Origin of the sequence: Planotetraspora kaengkrachanensis (assembly GCF_016862895.1) — a bacterium.
Lineage (GTDB): Bacteria > Actinomycetota > Actinomycetes > Streptosporangiales > Streptosporangiaceae > Planotetraspora > Planotetraspora kaengkrachanensis.
The window spans coordinates 153,226-170,127 of the sequence record NZ_BONV01000014.1; the positions used below are offsets into that span (position 1 = coordinate 153,226).

The window sequence follows — 16,902 nt, forward strand, 5'->3', positions numbered from 1 at the left end:
CCGGAAAAGCGGCCCCGCACGCGGTGGTGATCGCAGGGGTGCGTATCCTCCCTCACCACGAGACCGATGGGACGCCTTCCGGCGTCCCGCAGGTCTCAACAAGGCGCCGCGCCGGTGGTCGCCGCGGGCCGCGCGGCGCCTCGCCGTGCGGCCGTACGTCGAGGAGATCGAGATCAACCTCTTGCGGGTGGGCCCGGACGGAGCCATAGCGGGACAGCCGCTGGTCCGGGCGCTGGCGGCGCATGGCGTGGACACCGTGTTCGGGACCCCGAGGACGCGCCGGCTCCCTGCCTACCGTCATCTGCACGGATTCGGCGTCAGGCACGTGAGCATGCGGCGTGAGCAGGCGGCGGTCCACGCCGCGTACGGTCACGCGAGAGTCGCCGGCCGGCCGGGCGTGTGCCTGCTGGCCTCCGGAACGCCGACCCTGGACGCCATGGGCGCGGTGGCCCAGGCGTACCGCGACTCCGTGCCGCTGCTGCTCGTGTCCTGCGGAGGCGGACAGGGGATCTCGGCCCAGGCTGCGGCCATGGGCGCGGTCACCGGGCACGCCCACCGCGTGGCGAGCGTGGCGGAGATCCCGGTCGCCGTCGCGCAGGCGTTCGCGGCGATGACGTCGGGGCGTCCCCGGCCCGTGCACATCGAGGTGCCCGCCGACCTGTCGGAGCCTCTCGGGGCCGCGCCGCCCGTCACCCCCATCCGCCTCGCCGTACCGGCTGCGCGGGACGAGGACCTGGACGCGGCCGCCGATCTCCTTTCCGCGGCCGAACGGCCGGTGATCGTGGCCGGCGGCGGCACGCGGGAGGCCGGGAACGAGTTGCGCGCGGTGGCCGAACGGCTCGGCGCGCTCGTGGTCACGACCGCCGGCGGCAAGGGCGTGATCTGGGACGACCATCCGCTCGCGCTCGGCGCGGGCACCCATCTCCGTACGGTCCACGACCTGGTGGAACAGGCTGACGCCGTTCTGGTCGTCGGCAGCGAGCTCGCGCCCTCGGACCTGTGGAACGGCCCGCTTCCCCTGTACGGCAGGCTGGTGCGGATCGACCTCGACCCGGAGCAGATCGTTACCGGCGCCGTTCCCGAGGTGGCCGTGGTCGCGGGCGCCGCGCAGGCGCTGCGCGGCCTGTTCGAGCGCCTGGACGAACGCGTGGGCGGCGTCCCTTCGGCCCTCGACGGCGAGCTCGACCCCGTCGACGACAAGGAACGTGACCAGATCCGCGACGAATGGCGCAGGCGCAAGCGGGCCGAGTCCCGCGCGGAGGGGGCGCAATGGCTTGAACTCGTCGACGCCCTGGCCGCGGTCCTGCCGCGCGACGCGGTCGTCGTCTCGGGTGCGGCGGCGAGCTCCGCCTACGGGGTGCTGGCCAACCTGCCCGCCTATCACCCCGGCGCGTTCCTCTACGGCGACGCGACCGCCGGGTTCGGGCTTCCGGCGGCGGTCGGGGCGAAGGTCGCGGCCCCGTGCGCGCCGGTCGTCGCGTTGCTGGACGAGCACGGGGCCATGTCGGCGCTGACCGAGTTGGCGGCGGCGGCCGCGCTCGCGCTGCCGCTTCCCGTGGTCGTGACCGGGGGCGCGGAGAGTCAGGGTGGCGATGGTCATCCGGACGCCGTCTGGATGTCCGGCCGGCCCTCCGCTGACCTGGCCGCGGCGGCCGAGGCCATGGGGTGCCGCGGCAGGCGCGTGACCGCGCCGGAAGCGGGCGCCGAGGTGATGAGGGCGTTCGGCGCGGACCGGCCGACGCTGATATGGGTGACCGCGTGACGTGACGCGGCCCAGGTGATCGGGTGCCTGAGGGCCGTTCCGGGAGACGGCTTCTCAAACCGGCGGTGGGGCGTCCGGAACCGGGACGGTCTCGGATGCCCCACGTCGGATGCCTCCTCCTATCGAAGAGGCGTCATCGGACCGGGTCAGGACCGTGACGTCGGGCCCGGGCGGTCCTGGCCGTAGGTTGTGCGGTCCTGGCCGTACGTCGAGTGCTCGGTCATCCTCGACTTGCCGAACCCGTGGCCGGCCCGGTCGTGCTTGGCCATGCCGAAGCGCATGGTGGCCAGACCGAGGGCCAGGATGATCGCGCCGACGACCACGTTGCTCCAGATGGTCCTGGCTGATGCCATGTCCCCCCGGATGACCCAGGGAGCGATGATGGTCCAGAGCCCGATCAGGGGCAGGACCCACGCGATGCCGTAGGTGCGGCCGTACATCGAGCTGTACCCCAGCGCGAGGAGCGTCACGACGAGACCCGTGATCAGGTTGTTGACGGTGAGCGGACCCCTGTCGCTGAACCCGGCGATCCAGGGCGAGAGCGCGAGGTACATGCCGCTTAGCAGCGCGAGGCCGTCGGCTCCCTGAGCGACGGGATTGGCCGCGGCGGCCTCATACCGCGCACGCATCTGCACGATGTCGGGATGCGTCCCGATGTCAGTGCTATGCGTCATCTGTTACACCACCCTTCTGAAGGCGTGGATTTAAACACTTATGTCCATCTTACGCCCCGTTCATCCGTTTGATCCAGATTGTGACGGAAGCATGGGATTCAGGTGGGCCGCTCCGCCGCGTTTGGGCTGGTGAGCGGGGGAAGGGGGGTTCTGCAGGCGCATGACCTGGAGGGATGAGCGATGAGTGTCAGGGACAAGATCCGCAACAAGGCTCAGGAGGCCGCGGGGAAGGCCAAGGAGATGGCGGGCCGGGCGACCGGCCACGAAGACCTCGAGGCCGAGGGCCGGGCCGACAAGAGCAAGGGCCGGACCAAGCAGGCAGGCGAGAAGATCAAGGACGCCGCGGGCAGGATCAAGGGCGCGTTCAAGAGCTGAAGTTCAAGGGTTGAAGCTCGAGATCTCAACTCGGCTGCGCCGTGCCACGGGCGGCCCCGTGGGTGATGATGAATGACCTGTGAACCGGGCCTGGACGGTTGCCAGGCCCGGTCGGGCCCCTGTCAGGGGGCCTGGGCGTGGAGCCTCAGGCGGCCTGCGGGAAGCTGATACGGAAGCCGGACGTCACGAACGACTGGATCAGGCGCATGAGCAGCGCCTCCAGCAGCATTACGACGGCCCTGGCCAGCATCGCGGTAACAAACTCGGACACTAGATACCTCGTGGCTGGAAAGTTGCATTCCACGGGATAGTGTCGCACAAAACTGACCATATTGGTACAGATTTGGTTAACCGATGATGAACGATCGGTGGTCGTCAGCCGTACATCCTCTCGATCGTCTTTTCGACCGCGCCGCCCATCAGGCTCGACGCGGCGGCCGATCCGAGCCCGATTCCCCAGCCGAACGGGCCGATCGGGCGTGATCCGAAGAACTGGCTGACGCCAGGAGTCGACACTATGACCATCAGCGCGGCCATCGAGGAGACCGCGGCGACCGTGACCGTGCGGTCCCGGCCGCCGGCGCCGAGAGTCCTGAGCAGCTGCGCCGACACCAGGGCCACGAGCGCGACCGTGTCCGCCCGGCTCCGGGTGCCGGTCATCCGGGCTGCCAGCCAGGCGGCCCCCGCGGCGGAGGCGGTCGTCACGGCCCGCACGTTGATGTCCTTGGTCAGCGCCGAGCCGAGAGAGCTCTCCGGCCCTTCCTCCAGGACCTTCTCCGGGCTGGCCGCGCTCGGCGGCCGTACGGCGACCGCCATGGCGGGCAACATGTCCGTGAGCATGTTGACCAGCAGGAGTTGCCGGGCGTTCAGAGCGCTGCGACCGGTCAGCAGGCTCGATCCCACCGTGAAGATGATCTCGCCGATGTTCCCGCCGAGCAGGATGCCCAGGGCGTCGCGGACCGATCCCCACATGGCCCTGCCCTCGACGATCGCGTCGATGATCGTCTCGATGCGGTCGTCGGTCACCACGATGTCGGCGGCGGCCCGGGCCGCCGCCGTGGCACGGGAGCCGAGCGCGACGCCCACGTCGGCGAGACGGATCGCGGGCACGTCGTTGGCGCCGTCGCCGGTCACGGCGACGATGCTGCCCGACTGCCTCAGTGCCGCGACGATGCGGGCCTTGTGGGCGGGCGTGGTCCGCGCGAACACCGACACCTCGGGAAGGATCTTGACCAGTTCCTCGTCGTCGAGCACGTCGAGCGAGGGCCCGGTCATGATCCGCAGGCCGTTCACGGCGTCGATCTCGGCCGCGATGGCCTCCGCCGTGCTCGGGTGGTCGCCCGTCAGCATGATCACCCGGACGCCCGCCTTCATCAGGCCCTGAACGCTCCGCGCGGCGGTCGGGCGCACGGGATCGGCCATGCCGAGGAATCCGAGGAAGCACAGCCGGTCGACGCGCGACTCGTCGAGGTCGGCGCGGCTGGACGCGGGCCGCTCCGCCACGGCGAGGACCCGGAAGCCCTGCAGGGCGAGCCGTTCGACCTCGGTCTCCAGCTCAAGCCGGGCGTCCTCGTCGAGCTCGGCCTCCTGGTCGTCGCGGAGCAGGGTCGCGCACCGGGTCAGCACCACCTCGGGCGCGCCCTTGACGCTGAGCAGGTGGCCGGATTCGGACAACCCGAGCACCGCGTGGAAGCCCCTGGCCGGCTCGAAGGGCATCTCGTCGACCCGCTCCCACTTGTCCAGCCCCTCGTCGGGAGCGACGCCGAGGCCCTGCGCCCCCTCGACCACGGCCCGGTCGGTGGGGTGGGCGAGGACCCGGCCGCCCTCGAACTTCGGTCCTGCGCGCAGAGCCGCGGCGACGACGCGGCGCAGCCTCGGCGTCATCGAGCCCTCACCGCCCTCGACCCGGCCGTCGGACACGCGGCGCAGGCTGATGTGGCCCTCGGTCAGCGTGCCCGTCTTGTCGAAGCACAGCACGTCCACCCGTCCGAGCGCCTCGATCGTGGAGGGATTGCGGACGAGAGTGTTCCGCGTCGACAGACGTTTGGCCGCCGCCAGCTCCGCGAGCGTCGCGACGAACGGAAGGCCTTCGGGGACCGCCGCGACGGCGAGGCTCACCGCCGGAGCGAGCGCCTGCGACAACGACGCGCCGCGGAGCAGCTCACCGGCCATCAGGACCACTCCGGAGCCGATCGCCATCGGCACGATCTTGCTGCTCAGCGTGCGCAGCCGCAGCTCCACGCCGCTGGGGGGAGGGCCGCCGTGGATGAGGTTGGCCGTCCTGCCCGTCTCCGTCTCCTCTCCCGTCGCCACGACCACCGCGAGACCCGAGCCCGCCGCCACCGAGCTGCCCTCGTACACCATGGAGCTCCGGTCGGCGACCGCGGGAGCGGTGGTCGGCGCGACGGCCTTGCTCACGAGTTGCGACTCCCCGGTGAGGGTGGACTCGTCGATCTCCAGGCCCACGGCCTTGAGCAGCCGGGCGTCGGCGGGGACGGCGTCGCCCGCCCGAAGCTCGATCACGTCGCCGGGGACCAGATCCTCGGCGGTGCTCGACTGGCCGCCGTCCGGGCGGCGCAGCCGCACCCGTACGGCGGTGGCCTCGGACAGGGCGCTCAGCACCCGGCCGGCGTCACGCCGCTGCGCACCGCCGAGGAGGGCGTTGACGCCCATCACGCTGACGATCAGCACGGCGTCGAGGACCGACCCGATGGCCGCCGAGACCCCCGCGCCGGCGGCGAGCACCGGGGTCAGCGGATTGGCCAGCTCTTCGACCGACGCCTTGGCGAGGGACTCGGGGCCCGCCGGGGCCGACCGCGCCGACGTCTTCCTCCGGAGCATGGCCTCGGCCTCGGTCAGCCCGCCGGGGGAGCTGTTCAGCCGCGCCAGGACGTCCTGCGCCGACATCGCGTGCCAGGGCGTGCGGTCGGCCGTGACCGGCGTCCCGCCGTTCCCCACGCGCCGCCCCGCCCACGTGCCCAGCACGACGGACGCGAGCGACGTCCCGTCGGCCACGAGCTGGGCCCGCCGTACGGCGGTGCGCTCCAGTCCCAGGATGCCGAGCGCGCCTCCGACCACCGCGGAGGCCGCCGCCAGCCGGACCCCCAGTTCACTGGCCCGCCGGGCGGCAGGAAGGCAGGCGAGCATCAGATGCGCGCAGTCGAGGTCGCCGAGGACGTCCGCCTCCCAGGGCACCTGGCGGGCCTTCCGGATCAGGCCGACACCCAGGTCCGCCTGCCGCAGGGCGCGGTGGGACCCGCCGGCGACCACGGCCACGCCGCGCCCCTCGGCCTGCAGGTCAAGGACGGCGCCGGTGAGATCCTCGCCGCCGGCGACCTGGGCCACGTGCAGCCTGCGGGCCAGCCACGACGGGCCTCCCGCCAGGAGCACCTCGCACGTGCCGCCCGCCGCCTCGGCCAGCGCCTCGGCCAGCGGATGCAGTTCGGGAGCGAGGCCGACCAGCGCGACGGCCCGCCTGCCCTTGATGACGCTGACGGGCCGGACCCCCTGGGCCCGCCACTGCGCCACCTGCGCGAGATCCTCGTCCCCCTTGTACGGCTCGGCCTTCCAGCCGTCGTGGCGGCGCCGGGCGTCGGGGTCGGTCAGGTCGAGCAACGAGTAGAGGCGGTCGTGCAGGTCGTCGAGGTCGAGCTTGGCCGTCAGGGGGACGATCGCGTCGATCGTCCAGGACCCGGTGGTGAGCGTCTCGGCGTCCAGGACCACGGTGTCGACGCGGTCCATCCGGCGCAGGGCGTGCCGGTTGAGGACCACGCCGCCGCGCTTGGCGAGCGCCCGGCCGACCGCGCTGGCGAAGGCGTCCCTGCCCACGCGCGCCGACTTCGGCGTTCCCGTGATGAGGACGGACAGCGCCCGGGCCCGGCTCCGGCTCGCCGCGAGGGTGAGGCCGTGTGCCGCCAGCGACGCGGGGCTGGCGATCTCGCAGTACCGCTCGATCGGCCCGCGTGGAAGCGACTCGGGCCGCGGCTCCTTCTCCGCCCGGACATGGGCGTAGGCCCCGTCGTGGGTGGCGAACCCCTCCTCCAGGCGAGCCCACGCGCCGAGCCCCGCACGGGCCTCGGCGTAGCGGCCGGCCGCGGCGAGCGAGTCGACGAACAGGCCCGCGGGCCGCTGGCCGAGCGTCTGGCCGACGAGCCGGGTGGTCGCGAAGAGGACCTCCGTGCCCGGGGCGCCGATGCGATGCTCCAGCTCTCGGCGGACTCGCGGCGTGTGCTCGGCGAGATGCAGGAACGTGGGAACGGTGGGGGGAAGCCGCCACACCCGCGTCGCACGGCCCGCGAGGGCCACTCCGGCGCCGAGAAGGCTGCCGGCCAGGCTCAGCGCCGCCCGGGCATGTTGCTCGCGGGCGTCGCGCGCCCAGATACCCTCGTCGGCGCCGTCCTCGGGGCCGTCGCCCATCTCCCAGTCGTCGGCCGCCTCGCCGCCCAGGACGGCCGCCCCGTCCGCGAGTTCCTCGTCCGTCGCGTCCGCGAGGTCTTCGCCCGGCTCCCGGTCCTCCAGGGCGCGGTCGTGGGCCGCTTCGGCGCGGGCGGCGTCGTCGAGCACGGCTTGGACGGCCTGGGCGACCCGGGCGGCCGGGTCGATCTCCGGCTCGCCGGTCGGGTCCGGCTGCCGGTCGCCGGTCTCGTCCTCGCCGGCAGGGTCGGCTTCTCGGTCGGCTTCTGGGTCGGCCCCTGGGCCGCCGTCGAGGTCGTCGACGTCGAACTCCTCCACGATCCGCAGGAGTTTGTCCATGTCGACCGTCTCGGGATCGCACGCCACGAAGACGCAGCCGAGTGCGCCGTTGACCTCGGCCCTGTCCATTCCCGCGTCGAGGAGTCGCGTCTCGAGGCCGGAGATCGCCTTCTCGGTGCCGGGGCCTCCGATGACGCGGAGGCTGATCCGCACCCCGCCGGCGCACACCTGAGTTCGCCGTGCCCGCGGTATGAGGGACAGCACAGGATCGGGCACCAGGGTGAGGACCTGGTCCGGCACCAGGGCCAGCAATGAGTCGGCGGCCAGCGAGCCGAACGGCCACATGTCGTTCTCCGGATATCGAATCTTGGATGTGGTGGACAAGGCCGGGTGATCACGAATGACCGCCCGGCACGGATCGAACATCTTCGATCACGGAGAGTGATCGATGGTGGGCGTGCGCACCCCCCGATCTCCTCGGCGTCCCGGCCGGGATCAGCCGGATCGGGCCGCGAAGGTCACGCGGGGTGACGCGGGTACTGCGGGTGAAGCAGACGGAGCGGGTGGAGCCGGTCGGCTCACGTGGTGGCGGCAGCCGACGTGGTCACGTGTCCATGGTGCGGACCCGGGGCCGAAACCCAGGGGACGTGCTCTGGGACGCGGCCACGCCGAGTGCTGCCTCCTATTCGCCGGCCTTGGTGGTGCGCTTGGCCGGCGCACGCTTGGCGGTCGGCTTCGCGTTGCCGGTCCGCACGGTCACTGTGCGCGCCGCTGAGCCGCGTGCGGCCGTGGTGCGTGCCGTGGCCTTCCGCGCCGCCGACGTGCGCGCCGTGGCGGTGGTGCGCCCGGTGGCGATGCGCGCGGGCGACGTCCTCGCCATGGAGGCGCGTGCCGCCGAGGTCCGTCCCGTCGAGCGTCCGGTTGTGGTGCGCCTGGCGGCGGTCCGTCCCGTGGTCGTACGACCGGCGGTGCTGCGTCCGGGGGCGGTGCGTCCGGTGCTGGTGCGTCCGGTCGTGCCTCCGGTCGTGCGCCGCGTGGTCGCCCGCGCGGTGGTCTTCCGTGCCGTGGTCGAACGTCCCGTGGTGCTTCGTGCCGCGGTCGTCCGCCGGGTACCGGTGCGGCCGGTGGTCGTGCGGCCGGTGGTGGTCCGTCCGGCGGTCGTGCCTGCCGTGGTGCGCCTCGCGGTGGTGGCGCGTCCGGTGGTGGTGCCCCCGGTTGTGCGCCGGGCTGCGGTGGTCCGCGCCGCGGTGGCGCGGCCGGTGGTGGCGCGGCCGGTAGTGGTCCGTCCGGCGGTCGTGCGGCCCGCGGTGGTGCCTGTCGTTGCGCGCTTCGCGGTGGTGGTGCGTCCGGTGGTGGTGCCCCCGGTTGCGCGCCGGGTGGTGGTGGCCCGTCCCGCGGTGGTGCGTCCGGCGGTGGTCCGCGCCGTGGTCGCACGGCCCGCGGTGGTGCCTGCCGCGGCGCGCTTCGCGGTGGTGGCCCGTCCTGCGGTGGTGCGTCCGGCGGTGGTCCGCGCCGTGGTCGCACGGCCCGCGGCGGTGCCTGCCGCGGCGCGCTTCGCGGTGGTGGCGCGGCCGGTCGTCGCGCCTGCGGCTGTGCGGCCCGCCGCGGTGGCCCGTCCGGCGGCGGTCCGCGCCGTGGTCGCACGGCCGGTGGTCGTGCGCCTCGCGGCCCCGGTCGTCGTCTTGCGCGCGGTGGTGCGCCTGGCGGCGGGCTTGCGCGTCGTCGGCTCCTCCGCGCCCTCGGACGGCTTCTCAGCCGATCGCATGGTCCTCGGCGGTGCGGCGCGCTGCGCGCGGAGCGGGGACCAGCGCTCCTGCATCTTGGTGCGCTGGGCGATTATCGTCCCGGCGCCGATGGCCGCCGCTACGGGCCATTCGATGAGCCCGAGGACGGCGAGCGCGCCCAGACCGCCGTAGTAGACGATGCGCTCAGGCGGGGGGAGGAACGTCCGAGCGATGTCCATGGCCTGCCCGACCTCACGCGTGCTGATATGGGGCATGTCCATGTGCGGCATCCGCATTTCCGGCTGGCGGACCTGGATGCTCATGAACGGCAGGTTGAGCTTGAGCTGGTGGCCGGAGCTCTTCTTCGCCACCGCGGAGCGAGTACTGGAGGTGCTGGACTTTCGCGTGCGTGACGGCCTTGTCGTCTGAGCCACGGTCATGGTTCCTCCCCCGAGTGCGAAACCCCCCGGCATGGTGGCGGGGTGTGGTCGGCCTGCCCGTGAGGTCCACGAGTGCAAAACGACCTTTCTATCTTCCACCGTGTCAGGTGGGGTTTCTGAAGCCGATAGTGGTTATTTGCTCACTTTTGCAGAAGCGATCTCCTGCACAGAGCTCGCTTCCGGGATATTCCCCACTAAAGCGCCCTTGGCTCGTCATAAGCGCGCGAAATCGAGTGGCGATGACAGGAAGCCGATGCGCGAGGATGTCGCCATGACACGTATCGGCATCTTGTTGTTCGAGCACGTCGAGGAGTTGGACGCCGTCGGCCCCTGGGAGGTGTTCGGCATGTGGGCGACCAAGTGGCCTGGTGAGGCGGAGGTCGTCGCGTTCGCCTCCGAGGCCGGGCCCGTGCTCGCGTCGAAGGGCATGACGCTGCACGCCGACCACGGGTACGCGGACGTCGGGCCGCTTGACGTACTCGTCTATCCGGGCGGAAGGGGCACACGCCCGCATCTCGAAGACCCCGCCCGGCTGGCGTGGGTCCGCGAGCAGCGGGAGCGGGTGCCGTTGCTGACCAGTGTGTGCACCGGCTCGCTCGTCTTCGCCGCCGCGGGACTGCTCGCCGGTCGGCCGGCGACCACGCACTGGGGCAGCCTGGACACCCTGAAGGGGCTCGACCCGAGCATCGACGTGCGGCCGGACGATCGCTACGTGGACGACGGCGACGTCATCACGTCCGCCGGCGTCTCCGCGGGCATCGACATGGCGCTGCACGTCGTCGCGCGGCTGGCGGGGACGGAACGCGCCAGGGACGTCAGGCGCATGATGCAGTACGACCCCATGCCGCCGGTGTAGGACGGCCCGCCGGTCAGTGGTCGGCGATGTGCAGGGCCCGGGGGCCTGAGCTCAGCCGCTCGGGCCCCTCCGGGCCGCACAACACGACGTCGGCCACCCGCGCGCCGAACAGGTCGGGCAGATAGATGGCCGTTTCGAGGCAGATCGTCATGCCGGGGGCCAACTTCTCGCCGGAGTCCAGCGACGGGCCCTCTTCAGGGCTGAGCCCGATGCCGCGCCCCTGCCGTTCGGACATGTAGTGGCCGTAGCCGCTGCCGTCGATCACGTCCCGGGCGAGCCGGGCCGGCTCGGATGCCGGAACTCCAGCTCGTACGGCGTCGGAGGCCGCCCGCTGGGCCGCGAGGACCACCGAGTACATGGCCTCGAAGTCCTCGGGGGGCTCGGCGACGGCGAACACGCGGGCCACCTCCGCGCAGTAGCCGTCCCACCGCCCGCACACAGAGACGGCCACCGCGTCCCCGGGGTTGATCACCCGGTCGCACGGCGTGTGCGCCGGGTCGGCCGTGTGTTCACCCGCCGCGACGACCACGGAGAGGGCCTCGTCGCACCCCGCCTCCGCCAGCATCGCCCGCAGCCTGTGGCCGATGGTCCGCTCGGTCGCCCCGAACCAGCCCAGGTCCCGCGCGGCGAGCAGCACCGAGTCTGCGGCCGAGGCCGCCCGCCGCAGGGCGCCGACCTCGGCCGGCCGCTTCGTCAGCCGGAGCGGCCCCAGCACGACCGAGGCCAGCATGAGCTCGGCGTCGAGCCCCATGATGAGCAACTCACGCGCCCGGGTCTCCGGGTCGACGGCGACGCGCCTCGCCGAGGCGGGCACGAGGGACGCGGCCTCGGCGGGTCCCGGCGCGCTTCGGGGCGGGCCCTCGAGCGTGAGGACGAGGTAACCCGGGCCCCGCCCCCCGAGATAACGGAAGTCGGGGGAGGGGCGCAGCACCAGCGCGTCGACGCCTGCGGCGGCCATACCGGCCCGCACGTCGTCGATCATGCGTGGGTCCATCAGCGGGGGTCCGTCGGGCGCGGCTCGCTCCGGCATGGCCCGTCGTGCCGCTCGGTCACGCCGGCTCGTGCAGCCAGCAGGCGACCGGGCCGAACTCCGGTTCCCGGTCCCGGCACACGTCCATCACCAGCGGACAGCGGGGGTGGAACCGGCACCCGGAGGGCGGATCCGCCGGGTCGGGAACGTCGCCGGGCAACTCCGCGGGAAGCACCCCGCGGCCGTCGGGATGCGGAATCGCGCCGAGAAGGGCCCGGGTGTAGGGGTGCCTCGGGTCGGCCCACACCTCCGCGGTGGGTCCCGTCTCGACGATCCTCCCCAGATACATCACCGCGATCCGGTCGGCGATCAGCCGGACGACCGACAGGTCGTGGCTGATGAACAGCAGCCCGGCCCCTGACTCCACGGCCAGGTCGCGCATCAGCCGTGCCACGTGCGACTGGGCCGAGGCGTCGAGCGCCGAGATCGGCTCGTCGCCGATCAGCAGGGACGGCCTGACCGCAAGGGCCCGCGCGATCGCGATCCGCTGCCGCTGCCCGCCCGAGAACTCGTGCGGGAAGCGCCCGGCGAAGTCGCGGGGCAGCCCGACGCGTTCGAGCAGGTCCTCGGGGGTGGTGGTGCGGTCTCCGGCTGTGCGGAGCCCGTCGGCTATCTGGGCTCCCACCCGCCGCCGCGGATTGAGCGAGGCGTAGGGATCCTGGAACACCATCTGCGCGCCGGTGAGAGCCCGGCTCCGGCTGCGCAGCCCGAGGGGGCTCACCGGATGCCCGCCGACCGTGATCGTGCCCGCGGCCGCCGGATGCAGGCCGCAGACCGCGCGCGCCAGCGTGGACTTGCCGCACCCCGACTCTCCGACGAGGCCGACCACCTCCCCGGCGGCCACGGTGAGGCTCGCCCCCGCCACGGCCCGGACGAGCGGGCGCCCGGGCGTGCGGTGCTCGACGACGAGGTCGTCGATCGTCAGCAGTGTCATCACCGCTCCTCTTGCGGAAGCTTGGGGCCGTCCCCTGGCAGGGACTCCAGCAGGACGCGGGTGTAGGCGTGGCGCGGCTCCGTGAGGACCTGCCCGCGCGGCCCGGTCTCCACGACCAGCCCGTCCTTCATCACGCTCACCTCGTCGGCCACGGCAGACATCACGCCGAGGTCGTGGGTCACCAGGAGCACCGCCAGGCCGAGGTCGTCGCAGAGCCCGCGGAGCAGCCGCAGGATGCCCGCCTGGACGGTCACGTCGAGCGCCGTGGTCGGCTCGTCCGCGATGAGCACCTTGGGCTCGCAGGCCAGGGCGACGGCGATGGCGATCCGCTGGCGCATGCCGCCGGAGAACTGGTGGGGATAGCGGTCGACGGCCGTCCCCGGAGACGGGATGCGCACCTTGGCGAGCAGGCCGACGGCCCTGTCCCGGGCCTCCTTCCTGCCGACGCCGAGGTGGTGCCGCATGTGCTCGGTCAGCTGGACGCCCACCGTCACCATGGGGTGCAGGCTGGTGGCGGGGTCCTGGAAGACCATCGCGATCTCGGCCCCCCGCACCGCGTTGAGCCGCTTGGCGGGCATGGCCAGCAGATCCCGGCCCTCCAGCTCGATCCGCCCGGCCGTACGGGAGCCGTGGGGCAGCAGACCGAGCACGGCGAGCCCGGTGACGGTCTTGCCCGAACCGCTCTCGCCCGCCAGGCCGTGCACGCGGCCGGCTCCGACCTCGAGGTCGACGCCGCGCAGGATCTCCGCGCCGCCGATGGAGACCGTCAGGCCCGAGATGGTCAGCGTCACAGCGCACGCTCCTTGATGGCCCTGGCGGTGCGGGGGTCGAGGGCGTCTCGCAGCGAGTCACCGAGGAAGTTGAACGCGAGGACCACGGTCAGGATGGCCAGCCCGGGGAAGGTGGCGACCCACCAGCTGTCGAAGACCTCGACCCCCGAGGCGACCATCGCGCCCCATTCGGGTGACGGCGGCTTGGCGCCCAGGCCGAGGAAGGACAGCCCGGAGAGCAGGAGGAGCGCCGTCCCGATGTCCAGGGTGGCGAGGACCATGATCGGTCCTGTCACGTTGGGCAGGACGTCCACCCGGAGCGAGCGCCAGGCGGAGAAGCCGAGCAGGCGCCCGCTCAGGACGAACTCGCGCTCCCGCACTCCGAGCACCAGCCCGCGCGTCACCCTGGCGTAGGACGGCCACGCGACGACGAGCACGGCGAGGACCGCGTTGGCCAGGCTCGCCCCGAGCGCGGCCGCCACGACCATGGCGAGGATCACCGTGGGGAAGGCGAACACGAGGTCGGCGACCCGCATGATCGTCTCGCCCACCCATCGGCCGAAATATCCGGCGGCGGCGCCGAGCAGGCCGCCGATCAGCACCGACAGCGCCACGAGCAGCAGGGTGAGCGGGATCGAGACCCGCGCGCCGTACATGACCCGGCTGAGGATGTCGCGGCCGAGCTGGTCGGTGCCGAACCAGTGCCCGGCGCCGGGCGGCGCCAGGCGCGGCAGGTCCTGCGCCAGCGGGTCGTGCGGCGCCAGCAGCGGCGCGGCGACGGCGATCACGATCCAGACGAGGGCGATGACGCCGCCGGCCACGGCCAGGGGCCGCCGCCACGCCTCAGGCAGGCGGACCCGGCGCGGCCGGATCTCCGCCCGCCGCTCCGGGTCGAGGACCCCGGGTCGTTTCACGAGACCCTCACTCTCGGGTCGACGACGCCGTAGAGCACGTCGACGACGAGGTTGATGACGAGGTAGACCAGGCCGACCACGAGCCCGACGCCCATGACGGCCGGCAGGTCGAGGGTCGTCGCGCTCTTGTAGGCGTACTGGCCGACGCCCGGCCAGGCGAAGACCGCCTCGACCAGCACCGTCCCGGACAGCAGGCTGCCGAACGCGAGGCCGGCCACGGTGATGATCGGCACCAGGGCGGGCCGCAGGACGTACCGGAACAGGACGACCCGGCCAGGCAGCCCCTTCGCCCGGGCGGCGCGGACGTAGTCCTGCCCGAGCACCTCCAGCACCGCGGACCGGGTGAAGCGGGTGAGCAGGCCGATCGTGTACAGCGCCAGCACGAGCGCGGGGGCGAGCAGGTGCCCGACGGCCGAGGCGAACACGTCCCATTGGCCGGAGAGCGCGGAGTCGACCGTGTACAGCCCGGTGACCTGCGGCGGCGGGCTCATGCCGGGGTCGATCCTGCCGCTGCCCGGTGTGATCTGCAGCCGGAAGAAGAAGACGTAGAAGGCCACGAGGGCCAGCCAGAACGTCGGCACGGAGATGCCGATGAGGCTGGCGATCCTGAGCACGTGGTCGGACAGCCGGTCGCGGCGCAGGGCGGCGATCACGCCGAACGCCACCCCCAGGACCAGCGAGATGAGGATCGCGGTCCCGGCCAGTTCCAGGGTCGCAGGGACGAACTCGGCGAGGTCGTCGCGGACCGGCCGGTGACTCTGCTGGCTCATCCCGAGGTCGCCGTGCAGCAGGCCCTCAAGGTGCAGCAGGTACTGCTCCGGCAGCGGGCGGTCGAGCCCGTGGTCGGCCCGCCACTGGGCCACGATGGCGGGGTCGCCGAGGGCCTGCTGACCGAGGTTGGCCGAGACGGGGTCGCCGGGGACCAGGTTGGTCAGCACGAACGTGACCAGTGTGATGGCCACCGCGAGAAGCAGTGCGACGGCCACCCGGCGGGCCAGGAAGCGGGCCAGGGGCCTGCGGGAGCCGCGCGGCCCCCGCCCGGTACGGCCGGGCGGCGCGGGGGCCGTGGTGGCCCCCTGCGCCGCCGTACCGGGCCCTGGTTCGTTACTTGGCGCCGAGGTCGGCGACATCGACGGTCCACACCGGGTTGTAGGCCATGCCGGTGACGGTCGCGGCCGTCACGATGTTCTGGCTGGGCTGGATGAGGGGGACGAAGGGGCCGGAGGCGTTGAGCTTCGTCTGGATGTCGGCGTACGCCTGCTTGCGTGCGTCGTCGCCGAGGGTGGTCGCCGCCTTGTCGCCCGCCGCCTCGAGGTCCTTGTCCGCCCCGGCCTTCCAGCCGGCCCGCAGGCCGACGAGCTTGCCGGGGAGGAAGGCCAGGTAGTCGCTGGGGTCCGGATAGTCGGGTCCCCAGTACCAGAGGCCGAGCTCCTCCTTGCCGTTGCGGTAGTTGTCCAGGGCGGTGGTGACCGGCGCGGGAGCGAGCTCCACGTTGATGCCGACCTCCTTGAGGTTGGCCTGGATCCGTTCTGCCAGCGGCTGGAAGGACAGGCCGTTGACGGTCAGCTCGCTCGGGTACTCGAGCTTGACCGTCGGGTTGCTCTGCCCGCTCGACTGGAGCGCGGCCTTGGCCCCCTCGACGTCACGCTGGGTGACCTGGTCGGCCGGCAGCGCGCCGAGCAGCATCGACGGGATCACGCCCGGGGCCTGCACCGATCCCTCTCCCGCGAGCTCGAGCAGGCCCGCGTAGTCGACGCCCTTGCGGACCGCCTCGGCGAACCCGGGGCTGGAGGTCACCTTGCTGACCGACGGGTCCTGGTTGGCCAGCAGGAAGATGACGTTGGCCGACGGCGTCTTGGCGACCTGGAGGCCGCCGGAGATGCCGGAGACCTGGTCGCCCGACAGGTTCAGCGCCACCTGGCTGTCGCCGCGCTGCACGTTGAGCTTCTGCGTCGCGGCCTCGACGTTGCGGATGACCACCTTGTCGTAGACCGGCTTGCTCGCGCCCCAGTACCTGGTGTTCGCCTTGAGCACGACCTGGTTGCTGACGTTGAACGACTCGATCGTGTACGGCCCCGAGCCGGCGGAGTTCGCGTTCAGGTACGCCTCGGCCTTGTCGTTCGCGTCCGTGGTCGCGCCGTTGGCCTTGGCGACCTTGGAGTTGATGATGCCCAGAGCCGGGTTGGGGAGCAGGAACGGCAGGGCGGGGTTGGGCGTCTTGGACGTCAGGGTGATCGTGGACTCGTCGGTCTTGGCGACGTCCACCCCGTCGAGGAGGAAGGACGGGGTGCCCTTCATGTCGCGCACCCGGGTCAGCGAGAACACCACGTCGTCGGCCGTGACGGGGGAGCCGTCGGAGAAGGTGGCCCCCGCGCGGAGCTTCAGCGTGAGCGTGGTGCCGTCGGGCGACAGCTCGTACGACTCGGCCAGGGCCGGGACCGGCTTGGTCACGTCGGACCCGTCAAAGGTGAGCAGCGTGTCGTAGATCGCCTTGTCGACGATCAGGCCGGTGGGCTCGTACGTGCGGCCGGGGTCGGCCGTCTTGAGGTCGAACGAGGTGTCGATCACGAGCGTCTTGGCCGCGGTGCCGCCCGGGGACGTCGTCGACGAACCGCCGCCGGAGCAGGCGGCGAGGGAGAGGAAGCCGGTGAGCAGCACCGGCAGCAGGGCTGCCTGCGCCTGCCGCGAACGGGTCGCCATTTCTGTATCCTCCGAAAATCGGTCGGTATAG

Annotated in this window: 13 protein-coding genes; 3 read left to right on the forward strand and 10 right to left on the reverse strand. The window is 72.5% G+C overall.

Annotated elements, in window-relative coordinates; translation table 11 throughout:
• Positions 1-145 precede the first annotated feature (145 nt).
• Positions 146-1,762, forward strand: coding sequence for a thiamine pyrophosphate-binding protein (locus Pka01_RS17740; RefSeq protein WP_203883882.1), 1,617 nt, complete (start codon positions 146-148; stop codon positions 1,760-1,762).
• Positions 1,763-1,908: 146 nt separating this feature from the next.
• On the opposite strand, the gene Pka01_RS17745 is transcribed toward Pka01_RS17740, so the two are convergent.
• Positions 1,909-2,436, reverse strand: a complete 528-nt coding sequence (locus tag Pka01_RS17745) for an SPW repeat protein (RefSeq protein WP_203883883.1) — start codon at positions 2,434-2,436, stop codon at positions 1,909-1,911.
• Positions 2,437-2,616: 180 nt separating this feature from the next.
• Between Pka01_RS17745 and Pka01_RS17750 the strand changes: the two genes are divergently transcribed.
• Positions 2,617-2,811 carry a CsbD family protein gene (locus Pka01_RS17750; RefSeq protein ID WP_203883884.1) on the forward strand — a complete coding sequence of 65 codons (195 nt, stop codon included), beginning with the start codon at positions 2,617-2,619 and terminating at the stop codon, positions 2,809-2,811.
• A 145-nt stretch (positions 2,812-2,956) separates the two neighbouring features.
• Here the strand turns inward: Pka01_RS17750 and Pka01_RS41270 are convergent, their stop codons facing one another.
• From Pka01_RS41270 to Pka01_RS17760, 3 genes are all read right to left on the reverse strand, one after another.
• Entirely contained in the window at positions 2,957-3,082 is a 126-nt protein-coding gene (locus Pka01_RS41270; protein WP_275414473.1) for a hypothetical protein, read from the reverse strand.
• A 104-nt stretch (positions 3,083-3,186) separates the two neighbouring features.
• Entirely contained in the window at positions 3,187-7,887 is a 4,701-nt protein-coding gene (locus tag Pka01_RS17755; protein ID WP_239115080.1) for a cation-translocating P-type ATPase, read from the reverse strand.
• 298 nt (positions 7,888-8,185) lie between these two features.
• Positions 8,186-9,598: a hypothetical protein gene (locus Pka01_RS17760; protein WP_203883885.1), complete on the reverse strand. Its 1,413-nt coding sequence runs from the start codon at positions 9,596-9,598 to the stop codon at positions 8,186-8,188.
• Between the two features lie 340 nt (positions 9,599-9,938).
• On the opposite strand from Pka01_RS17760, the gene Pka01_RS17765 reads away from it, so the two are divergent.
• Positions 9,939-10,523: a DJ-1/PfpI family protein gene (locus Pka01_RS17765; protein ID WP_239115081.1), complete on the forward strand. Its 585-nt coding sequence runs from the start codon at positions 9,939-9,941 to the stop codon at positions 10,521-10,523.
• 13 nt (positions 10,524-10,536) lie between these two features.
• On the opposite strand, the gene Pka01_RS17770 is transcribed toward Pka01_RS17765, so the two are convergent.
• The 6 genes from Pka01_RS17770 to Pka01_RS17795 all read right to left on the reverse strand — a co-directional run bounded on the left by Pka01_RS17770 (position 10,537) and on the right by Pka01_RS17795 (position 16,871).
• Entirely contained in the window at positions 10,537-11,505 is a 969-nt protein-coding gene (locus Pka01_RS17770; protein WP_203883887.1) for a M24 family metallopeptidase, read from the reverse strand.
• 67 nt (positions 11,506-11,572) lie between these two features.
• A complete protein-coding gene (locus Pka01_RS17775; protein WP_203883888.1) occupies positions 11,573-12,487 on the reverse strand; it encodes an ABC transporter ATP-binding protein in 915 nt (304 codons plus the stop codon).
• Positions 12,487-13,278 carry an ABC transporter ATP-binding protein gene (locus Pka01_RS17780; RefSeq protein ID WP_203883889.1) on the reverse strand — a complete coding sequence of 264 codons (792 nt, stop codon included), beginning with the start codon at positions 13,276-13,278 and terminating at the stop codon, positions 12,487-12,489. Before Pka01_RS17780 ends, Pka01_RS17775 begins: the two co-directional genes overlap by 1 nt.
• The gene (locus Pka01_RS17785) at positions 13,275-14,171 is read right to left on the reverse strand and encodes an ABC transporter permease (protein ID WP_239115082.1); all 897 of its coding nucleotides are present in this window, start codon (positions 14,169-14,171) and stop codon (positions 13,275-13,277) included. Before Pka01_RS17785 ends, Pka01_RS17780 begins: the two co-directional genes overlap by 4 nt.
• The gene (locus Pka01_RS17790; protein ID WP_203883890.1) at positions 14,168-15,301 is read right to left on the reverse strand and encodes an ABC transporter permease; all 1,134 of its coding nucleotides are present in this window, start codon (positions 15,299-15,301) and stop codon (positions 14,168-14,170) included. Before Pka01_RS17790 ends, Pka01_RS17785 begins: the two co-directional genes overlap by 4 nt.
• The gene (locus Pka01_RS17795) at positions 15,276-16,871 is read right to left on the reverse strand and encodes an ABC transporter substrate-binding protein (RefSeq protein WP_203883891.1); all 1,596 of its coding nucleotides are present in this window, start codon (positions 16,869-16,871) and stop codon (positions 15,276-15,278) included. The genes Pka01_RS17790 and Pka01_RS17795 overlap by 26 nt, the downstream gene beginning before the upstream one ends.
• Between the last annotated feature and the right edge of the window lie 31 nt (positions 16,872-16,902).